Source organism: Micromonospora narathiwatensis, assembly GCF_900089605.1.
GTDB classification, from domain to species: domain Bacteria; phylum Actinomycetota; class Actinomycetes; order Mycobacteriales; family Micromonosporaceae; genus Micromonospora; species Micromonospora narathiwatensis.
In genome coordinates, this window is sequence record NZ_LT594324.1 from 1,936,377 (window position 1) to 1,958,386 (window position 22,010).

At 76.3% G+C, this 22,010-nt stretch carries 7 protein-coding genes and 2 pseudogenes; all 9 read left to right on the forward strand.

Annotated elements, in window-relative coordinates; all coding sequences use genetic code 11:
* Positions 1–121 precede the first annotated feature (121 nt).
* Positions 122–6,388, forward strand: a complete 6,267-nt coding sequence (locus tag GA0070621_RS08700) for a type I polyketide synthase (RefSeq protein WP_197673950.1) — start codon at positions 122–124, stop codon at positions 6,386–6,388.
* A gap of 38 nt (positions 6,389–6,426) precedes the next feature.
* Positions 6,427–15,810 (forward strand): type I polyketide synthase, encoded by a 9,384-nt coding sequence (locus GA0070621_RS31080; protein ID WP_167666724.1) that lies wholly within the window; start codon positions 6,427–6,429, stop codon positions 15,808–15,810.
* Positions 15,811–15,821: 11 nt separating this feature from the next.
* Positions 15,822–18,230, forward strand: coding sequence for a type I polyketide synthase (locus GA0070621_RS08710; RefSeq protein ID WP_091202211.1), 2,409 nt, complete (start codon positions 15,822–15,824; stop codon positions 18,228–18,230).
* A gap of 4 nt (positions 18,231–18,234) precedes the next feature.
* On the forward strand, positions 18,235–19,050 hold the full coding sequence (locus tag GA0070621_RS08715) for a thioesterase II family protein (RefSeq protein WP_091193142.1): 816 nt from the start codon (positions 18,235–18,237) through the stop codon (positions 19,048–19,050).
* On the forward strand, positions 19,047–19,631 hold the full coding sequence (locus GA0070621_RS08720) for a flavin reductase family protein (RefSeq protein ID WP_091193144.1): 585 nt from the start codon (positions 19,047–19,049) through the stop codon (positions 19,629–19,631). The genes GA0070621_RS08715 and GA0070621_RS08720 overlap by 4 nt, the downstream gene beginning before the upstream one ends.
* 141 nt (positions 19,632–19,772) lie before the next feature.
* Complete coding sequence (locus GA0070621_RS08725; protein WP_091202213.1) at positions 19,773–20,969, forward strand: helix-turn-helix domain-containing protein; 1,197 nt, start codon at positions 19,773–19,775, stop codon at positions 20,967–20,969.
* A gap of 152 nt (positions 20,970–21,121) precedes the next feature.
* Positions 21,122–21,283: a hypothetical protein gene (locus tag GA0070621_RS29465; RefSeq protein ID WP_157739903.1), complete on the forward strand. Its 162-nt coding sequence runs from the start codon at positions 21,122–21,124 to the stop codon at positions 21,281–21,283.
* A 55-nt stretch (positions 21,284–21,338) separates the two neighbouring features.
* A pseudogene (locus tag GA0070621_RS31175) lies at positions 21,339–21,686 on the forward strand (hypothetical protein); the annotation flags it as partial.
* A pseudogene (locus GA0070621_RS08735) lies at positions 21,683–21,901 on the forward strand (hypothetical protein); the annotation flags it as partial. The pseudogenes GA0070621_RS31175 and GA0070621_RS08735, both read left to right, overlap by 4 nt.
* Positions 21,902–22,010: the final 109 nt, after the last annotated feature.

Here is a 22,010-nt window from a genome sequence, read left to right on the forward strand (position 1 = left end):
GGCGACAATTCAGCCGCCCCGTGGAATACCCACAGCCTCGGCGACGAACGGTCGATCCCACGCAGCAATTTCTGCATCTTCCGCCGTGGTCCCGTCGACGAAAAGGCAGTGAATGGACGCGATGGCAGACTTCGACACGGCAGACCAGATCGCGATCGTCGGCATGGCCGGTCGGTTCCCCGGCGCCGACGACCCGGAGGCCCTGTGGCGGCTGCTGGACGGGCGCGGTGCCGCCATCGTCGGCGTACCGGCGCAGCGGTGGGACGCCACGGCGCAGCTGGACCCGGAACGCGAGATCCAGGCCGTGGGCGGATTCCTCGACGGTGTGGACCGGTTCGACGCCGGATTCTTCGGCATCTCGCCCCGGGAGGCCGAGGACATCGACCCGCAGCAGCGGCTCATGCTGGAGATGACCTGGCGGGCGCTCGAGGACGCCGGGCAGCCGGCCGCCACGCTCGCCGGCACCCGCACCGGCGTCTACGTCGGCGCGTCCTGGCACGACTACGAGATCGCCCGGCGCGACCGGGGCGCCCCGACCAGCCAGCACAGCCTGGTGGGCAACGCGCTCGACGTGATCGCCGCCCGGGTGTCGTACGCCCTGCAACTGCGCGGCCCGAGCCTGACGGTCGAGACCGGCTGCTCGTCGTCGCTGGTCGCCCTGCACCTCGCCGCGCAGGCGCTGCGGTCCGGGGAGATCGACGCGGCCGTGGTCGGCGGGGTGAACCTGATCCTCGCGCCCGACGTGTCGATCGGCCTGACCCACTTCGGCGGGCTCTCCCCGGACGGCCGGTGCGCCGCCTTCGCCGCCGACGCGAACGGCTTCGTCCGCGGCGAGGGCGTGGCCGCCGTCCTGGTCAAGCGGCTGGACCGGGCGCTGCGGGAGGGAGCCCGGGTGCACGGGGTGCTGGTGCGCTCGGTGGTCAACAACGACGGCGGCGGGGAGAGCCTGGTCACCCCGAGCCCGGAGGGCCAGCGCGAGCTGCTCCGCCTCGCGTACGGCGACGGGGCGGTGCCGCTGGACCGGGTCGGGTACGTCGAGGCACACGGCACCGGAACCGGCCGCGGCGACCCGATCGAGGCCGGCGCCATCGGCGAGGTGCTCGGCCGGGACCGCACCGTCGGGCCGCTGCCGATCGGCTCGGTCAAGACCAACATCGGCCACCTGGAGGCGGCGGCCGGGATGGCCGGCCTCTTCAAGGTCCTGCTCGCGCTGCGGCACCGCACGGTGCCGCCCAGCCTGCACTCCGCCACGCTGAACCCGGAGATCCCGTTCGACGACCTGAACGTCACCGTGGTCCGGGAGCCGTTGGCGCTCCCCGCCGACGAGCCGGTCTACCTCGGGGTCAACTCCTTCGGCTGGGGCGGCACCAACGCCCACGTGGTGGTCGGTCCGGCCCCCGCGCCCGCCGGCGCCGCGCCCGTCGAACCGCCCGACACCGGGCTGCCGTCGCTGGTGCCGCTCTCCGCCCGGCAGCAGCCGGCGCTGGCCCGGCTGGCCGGGGAACTCGCCGACCGGTTGGCCGGGACACAGACCGACGTCGCCGACGTCGCCGGGGGCCTGGCCTGGCACCGGGACCACTTCCCGGTCCGCGCGGCGGTGGTGGCCGACCGGCCGGCCGCGCTGCGCGACGGGCTCGCCCGGCTCGCCGCCGCCGACCAGCCCGAGGACCCCGACCTGCCCACCGGCCGGGCGGTGCCGCACCGGCGCACCGCGTTCGTCTTTCCCGGCCAGGGTTCCCAGTGGCGGGGGATGGGGCGGGAACTCTACAAGCGCAGCCCGGTCTTCGCCGACGTGGTCCGCCGCTGCGCCGACGCGCTGCGCCCGCACGTCGCCTGGGACCTGACCGCGGTCGTCGCCGACGAGGCGGGCGACGAGTGGACCACCCGGATCGACATGCTCCAGCCGACGCTCTGGGCGATGTCGCTCGGGCTGGCCGAGCTGTGGCGGGCCAACGGCGTACACCCGGACCTGGTGCTCGGCCACAGCCAGGGCGAGATCACGGCGGCCACCCTGGCCGGCGCGCTCTCGTACGCCGACGGCGCGCTGCTGATGGCCCGGCGCAGCGCCATCGCCCGGCGTACCTCCGGGCGGGGGCTGATGCTCGCGGTGGACCTGGACCGGGACGGCGCCCGCGAGGCGCTCGCGGGCTTCGAGGAGACGGTTTCCCTGGCCGTGCACAACGGGCCACGCTCCTGCGTGCTCTCCGGCGACCGGGACGACGTGCTGACGCTCAAGGAACTGCTGGAGGCCGAGGACGTCTTCTGCCGGCTGGTCAACGTCGACTACGCCTCGCACAGCCCGCAGATGGCGGAACTCCGCGACGACCTGCTCACCGCGCTGGCACCGGTACGCCCGGTCGCCGGCACCGTCCCGCTGCTCTCCACCGTCCAGGTCGGACTGCTCGGCGGCACCGAACTCGACGCCCGGTACTGGGTGGAGAACCTCTGCCGCCCGGTGCTGTTCGCCGACGCCATGCGGCACGCCTTCGACGACGGGATCACCCACGTCGTCGAGATCAGCCCGCACCCGGTGCTCACCCCCGCGGTCGAGCAGCTCGCCGCCGGGCGCGCCGAACCGGTCGCCGTGCTGTCCACCCTGCGCCGGGACAACGGCACCGCCGAGGACATGGCCCGCGCCCTGGCCCGGTCGTACGTCGCCGGACTGGCCCCCTTCGGCGGGCTGCCCCGGGGCCGCCGCGTGGACCTGCCGGGCTACCCGATGCAACCGGAGCGGTACTGGCCGGCGGACCGGCCCCGGCGCGGCGGCAGCCGTGGCTTCGAGGTCGAGCTGACCCCCGCTCCCGGGCAGGTGGACACCTGGCACGCCCCGGTCGGGCTGGCGCTGGGCGAGCAGCCCTGGCTGGCCGACCACCGGGTGCACGACGCGGTGGTGCTGCCCGGCGCCGCCATGCTGGCGTTGTTGCTGCTCGCCGCGCGGGCGCGTACCGGCGGTCGGCCGGGCAGCCTCGACGAGGTGGCCTTCGCCCGGGAGGTCACGTTCGCCGGCGAGGACGTCCGGCTGACCGTGGAGTGGCGTGACGACGTCACCGAGGGCGGCAGCGTACGCCTGCTGCACCTGCCCGACGGCGGCGGGAGCTGGACGGCGGCGGCCACCGCCCGCGCCTCGTACCGGCCGGCCACCGACCCGGCCGCCGGCTATCCCGCCTGGGCGGACGACGTGACCCCGACCGGCGCGGACGACTTCTACCGCGACTGGGCCGCCCGGGGGCTGCGCTACGGCCCGGCGTTCCGCCCGGTACGCGCGCTGCGGGTGCACCCCGACGGCGCGGAGGCGGTCGGCGAGGTGGTCCTGGCGGACCGGCTGCGGGCCGGCAACCGGCCGCACGCCCCGCATCCGGCGCTCGCCGACGGTGCCCTCCAGGTGGCGCTCGCGCTCTGCCCCGGCGAGGACGCCGTGGTGCCGGTCGCCGTCGACCGGATCCTGCTCCACGCCGACCTCGACAACCCGCCGACCACCGTCCACTCGCACGTGGTCCGGCACGACCCCGAGCACTACGACGTGCACGTCTTCGACGACCGGCGGCAGCCGGTGCTGACCCTGCGCGGGCTGCGGCTACGGCCGCTGACCCGGACCGTGGCCGGCGATGACGACGCCGCGCGGCTGCACCGGCTGACCTGGACGACGAGCGAGCCGCCCGCCGCGCCGACGACCACCGGCCGGTGGCTGGTCTGCGGGCCCGCCGCCCGCGGCGAGCTGGTCACCGCCCTGCGGGCGGCCGGCGCGGACCCGGTCGACGACGGCAACGACCTGCTCGCGACCGACACCCGCGCGGAGACGGCCGGCGTGGTCTTCGTCGCGCCGGACGCCGACGCCGGGCTCGGCGCGCAGCGGCAGGGCCTGCTGCGGCTCACCGCCGTGGCCCGCGCCTGCGCCGGGCGAGGCGTCCCGCCCCGGTTCGCCGTGGTCACCGCGCGGGCGCAGGCGGTCACGCCGGACGACCGGCCCGACCCGGGCGCCGCCCTGTACTGGGGCTACCTGCGGGCGCTGTGCCGGGAACACGGCGAACTCGACCCACGGCTGATCGACGTCGACCCGGCCGCCCCCGACTGGGCCGCCCGCTGCGCGGCCGAGCTGCTCGGCGGGGAGGACGACCAGGTGGCACTGCGCGCCGACGGGCGCCGGGTCGGCCGGCTGAGCCGCGGCGAATCCACCGAGGAGGACGGCGGCGAACTGTCCGCCCCGCGTACCGCGGCGCAGCCGTTCCGGGTCACCGCCGCCCGGCCGGGACGGTGGGAATCCGTGGCCCCCGTCCCGCTGGCCCGGCGCGCGCCTGGCCCCGGCGAGGTGGAGGTGGAGGTCACCGCCACCGGGCTCAACTTCATCGACGTCATGAAGGCCGTCGGCACGTATCCCGACCCGTCCGGCGGGGCCGACGCGCTCGGCGGCGAGTGCGCCGGCCGGATCGTCGCGGTGGGCGACGGTGTCACCGAGCCCCGGCCCGGCGACCGGGTGGCCGCCTGCGCCTTCGGGTCGCTGGCCAGCCACGTCACCGTACGGGCCGAACACACCCGCCCGGTGCCGGCGGAGCTGACCGACGCCGACGCCGCCGCCCTGCCGCTGGCCTACGCCACCGCCTGGTACGCCCTGGCCGACCTGGGCCGTCTCGCGCCCGGCGAGACGGTGCTGGTGCACTCGGCCGCCGGCGGGGTCGGCCTGGCCGCGGTCCGGGTGGCCCACGCCCTCGGCGGTCGGGTCGTCGCCACCGCGGGCAGCGAGGCGAAGCGGGCCCACCTGCGGGCGCTCGGCGTCGCCGACGTCTTCGACTCGCGCGACCTGGGCTGGGCCGCGCGGGTCCGCGAGGCGACCGGCGGCCGGGGCGTGGACGTGGTGCTCAACTCGCTCACCGGCGCGGCGATCCCGCTCGGGCTGGACCTGCTCGCCGAGGACGGCCGGTTCGTGGAGATCGGCAAGAAGGACATCTACGCCGGGCGGCCGATCGGCCTGGACGCCTTCCGCAAGGGCATCACGCTCAGCGCCGTCGACCTCGCCGGGTTGATGGACCGTCGACCGGAGCGGTTCGCCCGGCTCCTCGCCGACGTCTGGCAACGGATCGCCGACGGCACCCTGCCGCCGCTGCCCACCCGGGTCAGCCCGTTCGCCGAGGCGGCCGAGGCGCTGCGGGAGATGTCGCACGGCAACCACATCGGCAAACTGGTGGTCGCCGACCCGACCACCGTCGGCGCGGTCACCGCCGTGCCGCTGCCGGCGGGACGCCTCCGCCCCGACACGTACCTGATCAGCGGTGGCCTCGGGGCGCTCGGCCTGTCGCTCGCCGAGTTCCTCGTCGCGCACGGGGCCGGCGCGCTGGTGCTGCTCGGTCGCTCGGCGCCGACCGCTGCGGCGCAGGCCCGGGTGGCGGCGCTGCGTCGCTCGGCCGCCGTCGAGGTGCTGCGGTGCGACGTCGCCGACGAGGCCGCGTTGCGTCGGGCGCTGGACGGCGTACGCGCCGGGCTGCCGCCGGTGCGCGGGGTGTTCCACGCCGCCGGCCTGCTCGACGACGCCACCGTCGGCACGCTCACCGCCGAGCAGGTGGGCCGGGTGCTCGCGCCCAAGGTGGACGGGGCGCTGGCCCTCGACGCGGTCACCGCCGACGACCCGCTGGACCTGTTCGTGCTCTTCTCCTCGGCCGCCGCGCTGATCGGCAACGCCGGCCAGGCGGCGTACGGGGCGGCGAACGCCTGGCTGGACGCCTTCGCCGAGGCCCGACGGCGGGCCAACCGTCCCGCGCTCAGCGTGCAGTGGGGCCCGTTCGGCGACGTCGGACTGGCCGCTGCCGACGAGACCCGGGGGGCCCGGCTCGCCGAGCGGGGCATGGAGAGCTTCGCCACCGACGAGGCGTGGCCGGCGCTGCTGCGGATGCTCGGCCGCGACGAGGCGGTCGTCGGGTACGTGCCGCTGAACCTGCGCCGCTGGTTCGACGCGTACCCGGACACGGCCGGGCTGCCCAGCTGGCAGTGGCTGCGGGCGGCGGCCCGGGACGGCGAGGCCGCCGGTCCGTCGCACGGCTTCCGGGCCGCGCTGTTGCAGGCGCCGGCTGCCGAGCGCGCCCCGCTGGCCGAGACCAAGGTCCGCGAACTCGCCGGCCGGGTGCTGCGGCTGGACGCCGACCGGGTCGACCGGGAGACGCCGTTCAAGGACCTCGGCCTGGACTCGCTCATGGGCCTCGAACTGCGCAACCGGCTGGAGCAGGCGTTCGGCCTGCGGCTGTCGCCCACGCTGCTGTGGACGTACGGCACCGCCCGGGCGCTGGCCGGGGCGCTCTGCGACCAACTCGCCCGGAGCGCCGAGCAGTCCGCCGCGGAGCAGACCGGGACCGGACCGGACGGCGAACCCGCCGACCGGCAGGCGCCGAGCACCGCCGGCTGATGTCCGCGTCACCGCACCCGCCGCGAGGAACCGAGGTCATGGACGACACCGACAACGCCGCAGCCAAGCGGCAGGACGCCCAGCTCAAGCGGGCCCTGGCCACCATCCGTACGCTCCGCCGCCGACTGGACGAGCAGGGCGGCGACCAGCCCGTCGCCATCGTCGGGGTCGGTCTGCGGCTGCCGGGCGGGATCGACGGTGCCGAGGCGTACTGGGACGCCCTGGCCGCCGGCCGTGACCTGGTCGGCCCGATGCCGTCGCGGCGGCAGGGGCCGTTCGCCGCCGAATGGGCGGACCTGCCGCAACGCGGCGGTTTCCTCGACGAGGTGCTGGACTTCGACGCCGACTTCTTCGGCATCAGCCCCCGGGAGGCCCGCGCGCTCGACCCGCAGCACCGGCTGCTGCTGGAGGTCGCCTGGGAGGCGCTGGAGAACGCCGCGTCGCCGGCGGACCAGCTCGCCGGCCGGCCCGTCGGGCTGTACGTCGGCATCACCGGTCAGGACTACCGGGACTGGTTGCCCGGCGAGCCGGACGCCTACTGGGCCACCGGCAACGGGCACTGCTTCGCGGCCGGCCGGCTCGCGTACAGCCTGGGGTTGACCGGCCCGGCCATGGCCATCGACACGGCCTGCTCCTCGTCCCTGGTCGCGGTGCATCTCGCCGTGCAGGCGCTGCGTCGGGGCGAGTGCGAGGTGGCGATCGCCGGCGGGGTCAACCTGATCATGTCGCCCCGGTCGACCCGGCTGGTCGTGCAGACCCGGTCGCTGGCCCCGGACGGGCTGTGCAAGGCGTTCGACGCCCGGGCCAACGGCTTCACCCGGGGCGAGGGCGCCGGTGCGCTGGTGCTCAAGCCCCTCGCGCGCGCGGTCCGTGACGGCGACCGGATCCACGCGGTCATCCGCGGTTCGGCGGTGAACCAGGACGGCCGGTCCAGCGGGTTCACCGCGCCGAACGTGCTCTCCCAGGTGGCCCTCATCGAGCAGGCGCTCGCCGGGGCCGGGGCCGGGCCCGCCGACGTCGGCTACGTGGAGGCGCACGGCACCGGCACCGCGCTCGGCGACCCGATCGAGATGGAGGCGCTGGCCACGGTGCTCGGCCGGCGCAACGGGGGCGCCCCGCTGGCGGTCGGCTCGGTGAAGACCAACCTGGGCCACCTGGAGGCCGCTGCCGGGGTGGCCGGGCTGGTCAAGGCGGTGCTCTGCGTGCAGCACCGGCAGGTGCCGCCGGTGGTGCACCTGCGTACCCTCAACCCCCGCATCGACCTCGGCGGCACGGGGATCGTGGTGCCGGACCGGCTCGTCGACTGGGCCGACGGCGCCGGGCGGCTGGCCGGGGTGAGCTCGTTCGGGATGAGCGGCACCAACGCCCACCTGCTGCTCGGCCCGGTCGAGCCGGACGAGCTGGCCGAGCGGCCGACACCACCGGCCGGTCCGGTCGCCGGCTTCGTCGTCTCCGCCCGTACGCCGGTGGCGCTGCGGGCGCTGGCCGCCGCGTACGCGCAGCGGGTGCTGCGGCTGCCGGCGGCGGACTTCCCGGCGTTCGCCGCCACCGCCAACACCGGTCGCAGCCGGCTGCCGGTCGCCGCCTGGGTCGCCGCCGCCGATCCGGCCGCCGCGTACGCCGCCCTCACCGCGTTGGCCTCCGGCGCCCCGCCGGTCGAGGTCGATCCCGCCGTGCTGGTCGCGGCGGCCGACCGGCGGGCCGTGCTGGACCTGCCCACGTATCCCTGGCAACGCCAGCGGCACGCCCCGGAACGGCCCGCCACCGGCGAGCCCGACCGTCCGACGCCCGCCGGGCACACCCACGAGGTGGTCTGGGTCGAGCTGGACCGGCCGTCCGCCGCCGACCACGCCGGCCCGCTGATTCTCGCCGGCGACGACGCGCCGCTGCTCGCCGACCTGGCGTCCGCCGCGGCGGCCCGGGGCCGGTCCGGCACGCTGCTCAGCCCGGACCCGGTCGCCGTACCGGCCGGCTGGCGGACGACGCCGCTGCCGGCCGACGCCGAGGGCTGGGCGCGGTTCTGGGCCGGGCGGCCGGACGGACCGGCCGAGACCCTGGTGCTCGTCCCCGCCGCGCATCCCGTCCTCGACCACGCCGCGCCGCGGCACGAGGTGGCGCCGACCGCCGGACGTGACGCCGCCGGTCCGGCCGGCGCTGCCGCCGAGCCGTCCGACGCCGGGTATGGCGCCGCCGGTCCGGCCGGGGCCGGGCCCGAAGCCACCGACCCGGCCGGGGCCGGGCCCGAAGCAGCCGAGCCGTCCGACGTCGGCCGTGCGGCCGAGGACCCGAGCGATCCGGTACGCCGCGCGGCGGACGCCGTCGCGGCGGTGACCACGGCGGTGGCGGCGGTGGCCGTCGCCGGCCGCCGGGCGGTCGTGCTCACCCGGGGCGCCCGCCGAACCGGGCCGGCGGACGAGGTGCCGGCGACCACGCACGGGCCGCTGCACGGCCTGGCGCCGGTGCTGGGGCTGGAGTTCGGCGCGGCGTTCGGCGGGGTGGTGGACCTGCCGTGGCGGCCGGCCCCCGCTGACCTCGACCCGGCGTTGGACCTGCTCGCCGCACCGGCCGGGCCGGTCCTGGAGGACCTGGTCGCGGTGCGGGCGGGGCGGATCCTGGCCGCCCGGTTACGCGACGCGGGCGCGACGCCGGGACGGCTGCCGGTTCGCGCGGACGCGACCTATCTGGTCACCGGGGCGCTCGGCGCGGTCGGCCGGGAACTCGTGGCCGACCTGGTCCGGCGGGGCGCCCGCCGGCTGCTGCTGGTCGGCCGGCGCGCCGAGTCCGAGCTGGACGCCGGCGCCCGGGAACTGTTGGTCCGGCTGCGCGACGACGGCATCGGAGTGGGGTACGTCGGCGGCGGGTGCGACACCGCCGACTCCCGGGGTCAGGTGGCCGCCGCGTTGCGCGGTATGCCGCCGCTGGGCGGGGTGCTGCACGCCGCCGGCACCATCGAACGGGTGCCCGCCGCCGAACTCGACAGTGGGCGGGTCGCCGCCGCGCTGCGCGCCAAGGTGGGCGGTGCCTGGTGGCTGCACGAGCTGACCCGGGACCTGCCGCTGGACTTCTTCATCCTGGTCTCCTCGGTCTCCGCGCTCTGGGGCACCGAGGGCTACGCCGCGTACGCCGCCGCGAACGGCGGCCTGGACGCGCTGGCCGCGTACCGGCGCGCGTGCGGGCTGCCGGCGGTCAGCATCGCGTACGGGCCGTGGGCGGTGTCCGGGATGGCCGACGGCGAGTCCCGGGAGCGGTTCGCCCGGATCGGGGTGGGCGCGCTGGATCCGGCCACCGGGTGCGCGGTGCTGCGGGACGAGGTACCCGCCCCGGAGGGCTACCTGGTGGCCTGCCCGCTCGACCGGCAACGGCTGGACAGTGTGCTGGGCGGGTTGCGTCCGCGCGGCCTGTTCGCCTCCGCGCCGGCCGGCGCGTCCACCGCTGTCGCCGTGGCGTCCACCGTCGTCACCGTCGCGTCCACCGCCGTCGGCGTCGCCTCCGGGGCGGAGCGGGAGCCGTCCGTGGCGGCGGAGCTGTTCGCGCTGCCGGTGGGCGCCCGCCCGGCCGCGGCGCGCGGGCACGTGGCGCGGCTGCTGGCCGCACAGCTCGGGCACCCGGAGGGCCACGTCATCCGCGAGGACGAAGGCTTCTTCGACCTCGGGCTCGACTCCATCATGGCGGTGGACCTGGCCCGGCGGCTCGCCGAGGCGTTCGAGGTCCCGCTACAGGTCGCCGACGTGTTCGACCATCCGACCGTCCACCAGTTCGCGGCGCACCTGCTGGCCCTGCGCGACGGCCCGACGAACGGCACCGCGCCGGCCGTGGCGGTGGGTGCCGGGGCGGCGGATCACGCCCGGGGCCACGCCGTCGATCCGACGCTCAACGGCGGACCGGCCGCCACCGAGGCCACCGCGGCGCTGTCCATCGAGGCCGCCGATCACGGCGTCGCGGCCACCCCGATCGCCGTCGCCCCGCAGGGCGGGGAGCAGCCGGCCCCGGTCGCCGCGGTGGCGTCCCCGGCCGAGCCGGCGGCGATCGTCGGGATGGCCGGTCGTTTCCCCGGCGCGGACACGGTGGAGGAGCTGTGGGAGCTGCTGCGCTCGGGCCGGGACGCGGTGGACGCCGTGCCCCCGCACCGCTGGAGCCATCGGACCTTCCACGCCGCCGGCCCGGACACCGGCCCGCGGATCACCACCGACCAGGGCGGTTTCCTGCGCGACGTGGCCCGCTTCGACGCCGCGTTCTTCGGCATCCCCACCCGGGAGGCGGAGAACCTCGACCCGCAGCAGCGGCTGTTGCTGGAGTGCGCCTGGCACGCCCTGGAGGACGCCGGCATCGACCCGAGCGGGCTGGCCGGAACCCGTACCGGTGTCTTCGTCGGGGTGAGCAACGGCGACTACGCAAGGGTGCTGGCCGGCGCCGGGGTGGACCGGCTCGACGCGTACTACAGCACCGGCACCGCCCTCAACGCGGTCGCCGGCCGGCTGGCGTACGTGCTGGGCCTGGCGGGGCCGGCGCTCGCCGTGGACACCGCCTGCTCGTCGTCCCTGGTCGCCCTGCACCTCGCGGTCCGGGCGCTGCGCGCGGGAGAGGTCGACGCGGCCATCGTCGGCGGGGTCAACGTCATCGTCGACCCGCTGGCCTCGGTGGCGGTGAGCCGGGCGCACATGCTCTCCCCGGACGGCCGGTGCCGGACCTTCTCCGCCGACGCCAACGGGTTCGTCCGGGCCGAGGGGTGCGGCGTCGTCGTCCTCAAACGACTCGCCGACGCCGACCGGGACGGCGACGCCGTCCTCGCGGTGGTCCGGGGCAGCGCGGTCAACCAGGACGGCAGCTCCTCCGGGCTGACCGCGCCGAACGGCCGCGCGCAGGAGCAGGTGATCACCGCCGCGCTCACCGACGCGGGGGTGGCCGGCGCGGCGGTGGACTTCCTGGAGGCGCACGGCACCGGCACCTCCCTCGGCGACCCGGTCGAGGTGGGCGCGGCCTGGCGGGTGCTGGGTCCGGGCCGGTCACCGGACCGGCCGCTGCACCTCGGCTCGGTCAAGAGCAACATCGGCCACTGCGAGTCGGCCGCCGGCATGGCCTCGGTGATCAAGACCGTGCTCGCCCTGCGGCACGGCCGCATCCCCGCCAACCTGCACTTCACCGCGCCCAACCCGCACATCGACTGGACGGGGATGGACGTGCGGGTGGTGGCCGACGAGCTGCCCTGGCCGCGTACCGACCGGATCCGGCTGGCCGGCGTGTCGGGCTTCGGGTTCACCGGCACCAACGCCCACGTCCTGCTCGCCGACCCGGAACCGGCCACGACCCGCCACCGGCACGTCGACCCGGCGGACGGGACGGCCCCGGGCGGCGTCCCGCTGCTCGTCCCGCTGTCCGCACCGGACCCGGACGGGCTGCGGCGACTGGTCGACCGCTGGCGGGACCGGGTCGCGGCCTGCCCCGAGGCTGACCTGCCCGCCCTGGCGGCACTGGCCGGATCCGGCCGCGCCCACCTGCCGTACCGGGTGGCCCTGTCCGGCCGCGACCGGGCCCGACTCGTGGCCGTGGCCGAACCGCCGGCCGACCCGGTGGCGGCGTCCCGGCCGCCCCGGATCGCGTTCCTCTTCTCCGGGCAGGGCAGCCAGTTCTTCGGCATGGGACGCGAACTGTACGAGACCGAGCCGGTGTTCCGGGCGGTCTTCGACGAATGCGACCGGCGGCTCGCGCCCGCCCTCGGCCGTTCACTGGCCGAGCTGGTGTTCCACGGCGACGACCGGACCGCGATCAACGACACCCGGGTCACCCAACCGGCCCTGGTCACCCTTGAGGTGGCGCTGGCCGAACTCTGGCGCTCCTGGGGCGTGACCCCCGCCGTGGTGATGGGCCACAGCGTGGGCGAGATCGCCGCGGCCATCGTGGCCGGGGTGCTGGACCTGCCCGCCGGCCTCGACCTGATCGCCGAACGGGCTCGGCTGATGCAGGCCACCCGGCCGGGCGCGATGCTCGCCGTGACCGCCACCGAGCAGCAGGTCCGTGACCTGCTCGCCGGGACCGCCCTGGACGTGGCGGCGGTCAACGGCCCCGAGGCGACCGTGGTCTCCGGGCTGCCCGAGGAGATCGAGGCGCTGGCCGACCGGCTGCGCGCCGACGGCGTACGGCACCGGGCGCTGAGCGTCTCGCACGCCTTCCACTCCCGGCTGCTGGACCCGGCGCTGGACGAGTTCCGGGCGGTCTGCGCGCGGCTGGACCACCAGCCGCCGACCATCCCGGTCATCTCCAACCTGACCGGTGCGGTCGCCGGCCCCGACACCTACGACGCCGACTACTGGGTGCGCCACGCCCGCCAGCCGGTCCGCTTCCACACTGGGGCGGGGCGGCTCGCCGCGCTCGACGTGGACGTGTGCCTGGAGATCGGCCCGGACCGTACCCTGGTAAACCTGGTCCGCGCCGCGGGCCTCGCGCCCGGCGGCGGGCTGGCGTCGTCGCTGCGCCGCGGCTCGGCCGACCGGGCCGCCCTGCTCGGCGCGGTCGCCGCGCTCTATCCGCTCGGCCAGGACGTGACCTGGGACCGGGTGCAACCCCGCCCGCGACCGGGCGGGCGCGTCGAGGCGCCGCGCTACCCGTTCGCCGAGACCCGGTACTGGGCCCCCGCCGCGCCGGCCGGGGAGCCGGCGCCGGCCGGAGCGGCCGCCGACGCGCCGGCCTGGGGTACGCCGGTCCGCTCGCCGGCCCTGCGCGGCCGGGTGTTCCACACCGAGCGGAGCACGGCGTACCCGCCTCACCTGGCCGACCACCGCCTGTACGGGACCGTCTCGGTGCCCGGCGCGTCGCAGACCGCCACCGTGCTCTCCGCGCTGGCCGGGGACGGCACCCCGCCCGCCCTCGCCGACCTGGTGTTCCCCCGGGCCCTCGTGCTGCACGACGGCGAGCGCTACGAGTTGCAGGTCATCGAGGCCGAGCCGGAGCACGGCGGCCGGACGGTGAGCGTGCAGAGCCTGGTCGACCCGGAGCGGAACCGCTGGCAGGAGCACCTCTCCGCGCGGCTGCTGCCGGATCCGCCGGGCGAACCCCGACCGGTGCCCGACCTCGCCGCCTTCCAGGCCGCCGCCGAACGGCACCTCGCCGGTACGGACTTCTACCAGCACTTCCGGGAGATGGGCTACCTGCTCGGCCCGTCGTTCCGCTGGATCGACGAGGTGTGGATCCGCGGCGACGAGGCCCTGGTCCGGTACGCCCAGCCGGACCGGATGAACGAGAACCCGGCCGGCTGGATCATCCACCCCGGCCTGCTCGACTCCTGCCTGCAGAGCACGGTGACCTTCGGCGTCGCCCCGCACCTGACGGACGGCACGGCGGCGGACGCCGGCCGGAGCGGGCTGGCGATCCCGTTCGCCGCCGCCCGGCTCATCCTGGCCCGACGGCCCGAGCATGCCGGCGAACTCTGGGGACACGTGCGGGCCCGGCACGCCACCACCGGCCCGGACGGCGGCCGGCAGGTGCACGAGGCCGACCTGCACCTCTTCGACGGGCGCGGGCGGACCGTGCTCGCGGTCGACGGGTTCCGGATCCGGCACGCCCCCCGGGAACTGCTGGAACGGTCGCTGCGGGACACCGCCGTCCACGTACACGAGCTGACCTGGACCACACCGGAGCCGGACCGGCCGGCGCCGGCCCCGACGGCGCCGGCGCGCGTCGCCGTGCTCGGAGGCGACGGCCTGCCCCCGCTCGCCGACGCGGTCGCCGGTCGGGCGGAACTCGCCGCGTACCCCGGGGAAGAGCCGCCCGACCTGGTGCTCGACCTGCGGTTCGCCGCCGCCGAGCCGCAGGTGTCGGCCGACGCGGCCCGGCAGGCCGTACGCCGGCTCGTCGACGACCTGCGGGCCGCCCCCGAGTCCGTGCCGTACCTGGTGGTCTGCGCCGACGGCGCCGAGGCCGCGCCGGTGCGCGAGGCGCTGTGGGGGATGCTCGCCGCGGTCGAGGCGGAGCAGCCGGACCGCCGCCTGGTCCGGGTCGTGTTCGCCGCCGACGCCGATCCGGGGGCCGCCGCCGGGCTGCTCCTCGACGAGGTACGGCGCGGCCTGCCGGAGACCCGGCTGCGGATCGGCGGCGACGGGCTCCAGGTCGCCCGCCTGCGGCCCCTGCCGGCCGCCGAGGCCGACCTGCCCGAGGCCGTCACCGCCGGCACCGCGCTGGTCACCGGCGGGCTCGGCGCGCTGGGGCTGAGCGTCGCCGGCTTCCTCGCCCGGCAGGGCGTCCCCGCGATCACCCTCGTCGGCCGCTCGGCCCCCGACCCGGCCGCCAGCGCGGCCATCGACCAGCTCACCGCCGGTGGCACCCGGATCCGGGTGGTGCGCGGGGACGTCACCGACGCCGAGGACTGCCGCCGGATGGTGGCCGAGGCGGAACGCGACGGCACGATCGGCAGCGTCTGGCACCTCGCCGGGCGTACCGCCGACGGCGCCTTCACGCAGCTCACCGAGGCCGCGTTCGAGGAGGTGTTCGCCGGCAAGGCGGCCGGTGCGGACCGGCTGCTGGAGGCCATGGCCGGGCGGCGACCGGCGGCACTGGTGCACTTCTCCTCGGTCTCGGCGGTGCTCGGCTCGGCCGGCCAGGCCAACTACGCCGCCGCCAACGGCTACCTCGCCGGCCTCGCCACCCGGCTGCGGGACCGTGGCCTGCCTGCGGTGAGCATCGACTGGGGACCGTGGACGCCCCGGGTCAAGGGCGGGCTGGCGGCCACCGAGGCGACCCGGCGGGCGATCGACCGGCTGGGTGTCCGGGCCCTCACCGACGAGGAGGCCGAGACCATCCTGCGCGCCGCGCTCACCGCCGGGCGGGACCGGCTCGTCGCGGTGGCCGTCGACGCCCGCGCGTACGTCGAGCGGGCGGCCGGCCACCCGAGGGCGGCGCTGCTGCTCCCGTTGCTCGACCGGGGCGCCCGGCCGGCGCCGGTCGCCGCACCGGCGACGCCGCGCGGCTGGCTGCGCGAGGAACTGGACCGGACGGCCGCCGACGAGCGGGAGGACCGGCTCCGGGCGGCGGTGCGCAGGGTGGCCGGCGACGCGCTGGGCGACCCGGGGGCGCTCGACGACGAGGCCGGCTTCGCCGACCTCGGCCTCGACTCGATCATGGTGATCGACCTGCGGACCCGGCTGTCGCACGCGCTCGCGGCGGACCTGCCCGCGACCGTGGCCATCGACCACCCGACCATCGCGCAGGTCGCCGCGTACGCGATCGATCTGCTCTATCCCGACGACGAACCGGCCGGCGAGTCGCCCCGCGTCGACGGCTGGCCCGCCCCGGCACACGACGGCCCGGCGCACCCCGGCCCGGCGTACCCCGACGCGGCGGACGACCCGGCTGGGACTGCCGACGACCTGGCGGACCTGTCGATCGACGAGCTGGTCCGGGCCGTCCGGGCGGACCTGGCCATGGAGGAGTGAGGGACGTGACCATGGACGCGACCGAGCTGCGGCGACTCGTGGAGGAACAGCTGCGGCTCTCCCGCCGGCAGCAGGCCCGGATCCGCGAGCTGGAGCGGGAACGGCGGCCACCGCTCGCCGTCGTCGGGCTCGGCCTGCGGTTCCCCGGCGACCTGCGTACGCCGGAACAGCTCTGGGACTTCCTGCGCGGGGACGCGCACGCGGTCACCGGCGTCCCGGACGACCGGCCCGGGCTGCGGGCCGCGTACCGGCCGGGACCGGTCCGGCCGGGCCGCTCCTACGTGGACCGGGCGGCCTTCCTGACCGACATCGGCCACTTCGACGCGGACTTCTTCGGCATCTCCCAACGCGAGGCCGAACTGCTCGACCCGCAGCAGCGGCTGCTGCTGGAGACGGCCTGGGAGGCGCTGGAGCGCGCCGGGGTCGCGGTCCGCCGCGCCGACCGGCTGGACGTCGGTGTCTTCCTCGGCATGATGGCCTCCGAGTACGGCGAGCGGCTCGCCGTGCAGGACGACAAGACGCCGCTCGACCCGTACTACGCCACCGGTGGCGGGCTCTGCTTCGGCGCCGGCCGGATCAGCTACGTGATGGGCTTCGCCGGCCCGGTGGTCAGCGTGGACACCGCCTGCTCGTCCTCGCTGGTCGCGCTGCACCTGGCGAGCCGCGCGCTGCGGTCCGGCGAGTGCCGGTACGCGCTGGTCTGCGGCTCCAACCTGCTCCTGTCGCCGAACCTGATGGTGTCGCTGTGCCAGAGCCGGGCGCTCTCCCCCGAGGGCCGCTCCAAGTCGTTCCTCGCCTCGGCCGACGGGTACGGCCGGGGCGAGGGCGTCGGCGTGCTGGTGCTGATGCGGCTCGACGAGGCGGAACGGGAGGGCCGCCCGATCCTGGCCGTGGTGCGGGGCAGCGCGGTCAACCACGACGGCGCCGCGTCCGGGCTGACCGTGCCGAGCGGCCCCGCCCAGCAGGAGGTGGTGCGGGCGGCCCTCGCCGACGCGGGGGTGGGCGCGGCCGACGTGGGCTGGGTCGAGGCGCACGGCACCGGGACGCTGCTCGGTGACCCGGTCGAGGTGGGCGCGCTGGACGCCGCGCTCGGCGACGCGGTCCGCGAGCGCGGCGTACCGCTCGGGATCGGCAGCGTCAAGGCCCGCCTCAACCATCTGGAGGCCGCCTCCGGGGTGGCCGGGCTGATGAAGACCGTGCTCATGCTGCACCACGGCGAGATCCCGGCGGCGGCGAGCGAAGCCGACGGCCCGCTCAACGGGCACATTCCGTGGGACCGGCTCGGCTTCACCGTGCCCCGGCGCAACGCGCCCTGGCCGGCCGAGCTGCCCCGCCGGGTCGCCGGGGTGAACTCGTTCGGGATGAGCGGCACCAACGCGCACGTGGTGCTGGAGGCGTACCAGCCGACGGGGGAGGAGCGCGGGCCGGCCGCCGCGGGCGGGCCGGAGCTGCTCACCCTCTCCGCCCGGGACCCGCAGGCCCTGGCCACCCTCGGCGCGGCGGTGGTGGCGCGGCTGCGTACCGCCGATCCCGCCGACCTGCCGGCGCTCTGCCACACCCTGCGCAGCGGGCGCGCGCCGTTCGGACACCGGGTGGCCGTCGTCGGCGGCACGGCCGACGACCTCGCGGTCCGGGTGGCGGCGGCGGTGCGGCGTCCGGCCGAACCGGCCGGCCGGCCGCGTCCGGTCACGCTCTGGGTCGCTTCCGACCACACCGCGCTGGCGGTGGCGCTGGACGCGGTCCACGCCCGCTATCCGGGGCTGCTGCCGCCCGACGCCGGCGCGGCGGCCCCCGACCGGTGGGTGGCCCTGCTCGGCCGGCTCGGGGTACGGGTCCGGTGCCGTCGGGACACCGGTCGACCGGCCGACGCGGCCCGTCTCCAGTGGCCGGACGCGGACGGTACGGCGTACGTCGCGCCGCTGGTCACCGCCGTGCCCGAGGCGGCTCCCGGGCTGCTGCTCGACGCTCTCGCCGCCCTCTTCCTGGCCGGGCTCGACGTCCGCTTCGACCACCTGCGACCGGCCGGGGCCCGGTTCCGGCCGGACCTGCCCACGTACCCGTTCCGGCGCCGCCGGTTCTGGGTCGACGAGCCGGTCGGCGCGGCGTCCACCGGGTACGCCGAGTCCGGTGCCGGCGGCGACGAGCCGCTGCCCACCGACCGCGCGGGCATCGAGGCGTACCTGATGTCGGAGCTGCGCGACGTGCTGCACGCCGAAGAGGAACTGGACCCGAGCCGGTCCTTCCTGGAGACGGGCGGCGACTCCTTCGTGTCCACCCTGTTCATGACCCGGATCGAGGAACGGTTCCAGGTGGCGCTCACCCCGGACGACCTGCCCATCGACCGCCCGCTGGCGGCACTGCTGGCGACGATCGCCGACCACATCACCGGCCGCCCGGTCGCGGCCGGGGGACGGGAGTGATCCGATGAGCGCGTTCCTCCGGCCGCGACCGGTCCCCGACCCCGACCTGCGCCTGGTGGTCTTCCACCACGCCGGCGGTTCCGGCAGCGCCTACTTCCCGGTCAGCCAGGGCGTACCCGCGGAATGGGACCTGCTCCTGCCCGACCTGCCCGGTCGCGGCCGCCGCCATCGGGAGGAGCCGCTGCGGGACATCCCCGCCATCGTGGCGCGGCTGGTGGAGGACCTGCTCGACTGGGCCGACGCGCCACTGGCCCTGTTCGGGCACAGCCTGGGCGCGGTGGTCGCGGCGGAGACCGCCCGGGCGCTCGGCGCGCTCGGTGTCGAACCGGTCTGGGTCGGGGTCTCCGGCCGGCCGGCCGTCGCCTACCGGGGGCCGAAGGCGTCCCTGCCGTACGACGTCTCGGACGACGAGATGATGCGGCACCTGTTCGCGCTGGGCGGCATGCCGGACCGGATCCACGAGGTGCCGGAGTTCCGCGCCCAACTGCTCCGCTTGGTCCGCGCGGACCTCGGCGCGCTGGCCGCGTACGCGCCGACGCCGGACCGGCCGCCGTTGGCCGTGCCGCTCACCGCCTTCGGTGGTACGGACGACGACTGGGCCCCGCCGGCGGCGATCGCGGCCTGGGCGGGGGAGACCACGGGCCCGTTTCGGCGGATACTCTTTCCGGGCGGCCACTTCCACTTTCTCGGCGCCGCGTTCGGGTCCTTCACCGCCGCGCTGGTGGCGGAGATCCGCGCGACGCTCCGGTCCACCCCCCGGCCCACGCCCGGCGTGGTCGCCGCCGGGGCCGCGTCACCCGGATTGAGGAGTGCACCATGAACACGACGGACCGGCTCGTCCCGGCGGATCCCGCGTCGGCGCCGAGCACCAGCGTACCGGTCGACATGCGGCCCCTGATGGCCAGTTTCCCGTCCGGCGTCACGGTGACCACCGCGCTGCACAGCGACGGCCGGCCGTGGGGGATGACCTGCACGTCGCTGTGCAGCGTCTCCCTCGACCCGCCCATCCTGCTGGTCTGCCTGCGCTGTGGCAGCCCCACCCTGGAGGCCATCGCGGCCAGCCGGTCGTTCGCCGTCAACCTGCTGCACGAGCAGGCCCGGGCCTTCGCCGAACTGTTCGCCTCCGGCGCGGTCGACCGCTTCGAGCAGGTCCGGTGGAGCGCCGACGGCGACGCCGCCGGTCCGCACCTGCTCGACGCCGCGCACACCATCGCCGACTGCGAGGTGGTCGAGGACAGCGTGGTCGGCGACCACGCCGTGGTGCTGGGCCGGGTCCGCGCGGTGACCCGGCTGCGTCCGCAACGCCCCCTGCTGTACGGGCTGCGCCGCTACGCCACCTGGTCGGACTCCGTCGACGGCAGCTACCTGTTCTCCGACGCGCAGGCATTCGACTGGTCCTGACCGCCGCCTCGTCTCCCGGCCGCCGCCTCAACCGCGGCGGTGGAACGCGTCGGGGCTGCCGCGCGAGTACCGTCGACTGTGGCGATCCGCCGGAGCAGCGGCCGGCGGCCCGTCGCCCGGCCCGCTATCTGGGAGACGACGATGACCGACGCCACGACCTTCGGTACGCGCCTTCGTGCCCACCGCGAACGTGCGGGCAAAACGCGTCCAGTTCTCGGTGGGCTCGTCGGCCGCAGCGCCGAATGGGTCAAGGCGCTGGAGAACGGCCGCCTTCTCCCGCCCCGCCTACCCATGCTGCTCCGCCTGGCCGAGGTGCTCGATATCTCCGATCTGGCGGACCTGACCGGCGACCAGTCCCTGCCGGTGGCGTCGGTGACCCGTGCGGGCCACCCCGACGTGGACCACGTCGTTGCCGCGATGCAGCGCACTACGGTGCCGGTCGGCGACGCGATGTCCGTCGACGTGCTGCGCGGCCTGGTCGATCAGGCGTGGGCGCGGTGGCACCGCTCGACCGTCGAGCGTACGGCGGTCGCCGCGGTGCTTCCCGGGCTGCTGACGGAGGCGCAACGCAGCGTCCGACGGCTGGACGGCCCGGCACGCCGGCAGGCGCAGGTCGAGTTGGCGCGCGTTTATCACCTTGCGCAGTTGTACCTGGCCCATCAGCCGTATCCGGAACTGGTGTGGCTCGCCGCCGACCGGGCGATGCTCGCCGCCCAGGGAGCCGACGACCCGGCTGCGATCGCCGTGGCCGCCTGGTACTACGCCCACGTCTACCGGGGCGCGAACCAGGTCGACGCCGCCGAACAGGTGCTCGTTGACGCCGTCGGCCTGGTCGACCTTGCAGCGGGTGGCGAGCAACTGGCGCGCTGGGGGCAGGCGCAACTCGGCATCGCGCTCGGGCACAGCAAAGCCGGGCGGGCCGGGAAGGCATGGCGCGCGTGGGATGCCGCCGACGGGGCGGCGAGCCGCCTCGGCAGCGGATACGCCCATCCCTGGCTGATGTTCGGGCCGGTGGCCTGCGCGGCGTACGCGGTTACCATCGAGACGGACTTGTGTCGAGCTGGTGAGGCTGTCCGACGGGCCGACACGGCGGACTACCGAGCGCTGCCGTCGCACACGCGTCGGGCCGCCGCCCTGATTGACGCCGCCCGGGCACACCTGCTGAACCGGGGCGAGGTCGCGGCGATGCACCTGCTCGGCCGCGCACTCCGCGAGAGCGTGGACACGGTGCGGCACCACCCGTTCGCGCGGACTGTCGCCCTGGAGCTGTCGAGCCGGCCGGGCACGGTCGGAGAGGACGCGCGGGAGTTGGCTCTCGCGATCGGGGTGACGGGGTAGCGCTACCTCGGGTACAAACTGTCCCCGCCATCGCCGGTTACGGCTCGTAGCGTCCGGGTTACTGGCGGCGGGGCTCCTTCCGACCCGACACCCGATGGGGCTGACGAGATCCCCGCCGCCGCCTTCAGACGCTGGACGAGGAGGCGGAACTGGTGGCGGTCTGGTCCGAGTTGTGCAGGCTGGTGCGGTGGCTGTTCCGGCGGCCGGTGCCGCCACCACCGTCGGGCACCGGGCAGCGGTACCAGGCGAGCGAGCAGGCTGCGGCGCGTCGGCGGCTGCTCGACCGGGCGGAGCGGGTGTGGGACCAGGGGTGAGCCGGGTGGGGGCCGGCTCTCGCGGCGAGCCGACTCCTGGTAGGCGGCGCGTCTCGTACGACGAGTATCTGTTCGCGACCGCCCTGACCCTCGCCCGACGGCATCGACCGGTCTGGTCCTGGCAGAACTGGCGGCGGGTCTGCCGATGCGGTGGCGAACTGCCCTGCCATGCCCGGCACCGGATTCCGATCAACCGTGGCCACTGGCCGCACGGAGAGGCCGAGTGGACGCCTATCAGGAACAGATGATCCTTGCCGTGCACGTGCGCGGTCTTGACGGGATGTGTGTCGGTTGCCGGGCGTGGTGGTCGCGGCTGACTCCGTACCCGTGTTGGCAGGTGGATTGGGCGACCAGTCGGCAGGCCTGGACGGTTGCGGCGCGGTTTCTGGGTGGGATGCGGTGACCAGCCATGGCCCCGTCATGCCGATCTGGAGCTGCGGGGGCTGCGGCCTGCCCTGGCCGTGCCCGGTGCGGAAGCGGGAGCTGCGGGCGGCGTATTCGGATGCTCCGGTGTCGTTGGCACTCTATCTCGCCTCCTACCTCGTCCAGGCCACCGAGGACATGCCCTGGGCGCCGGCCGGCGTGTTGCACCGCCGCTTCCTCGGCTGGACCAGGGAGGCCGCTCGATCCCGGATGTAGTGGCCTCGGTGTGGCTCGGATGCCACTACATCCGGGATGCAGCACGATGTTGCGCGGCGCGGCGGCGCAGTATCGGCGGGCGGGCGCA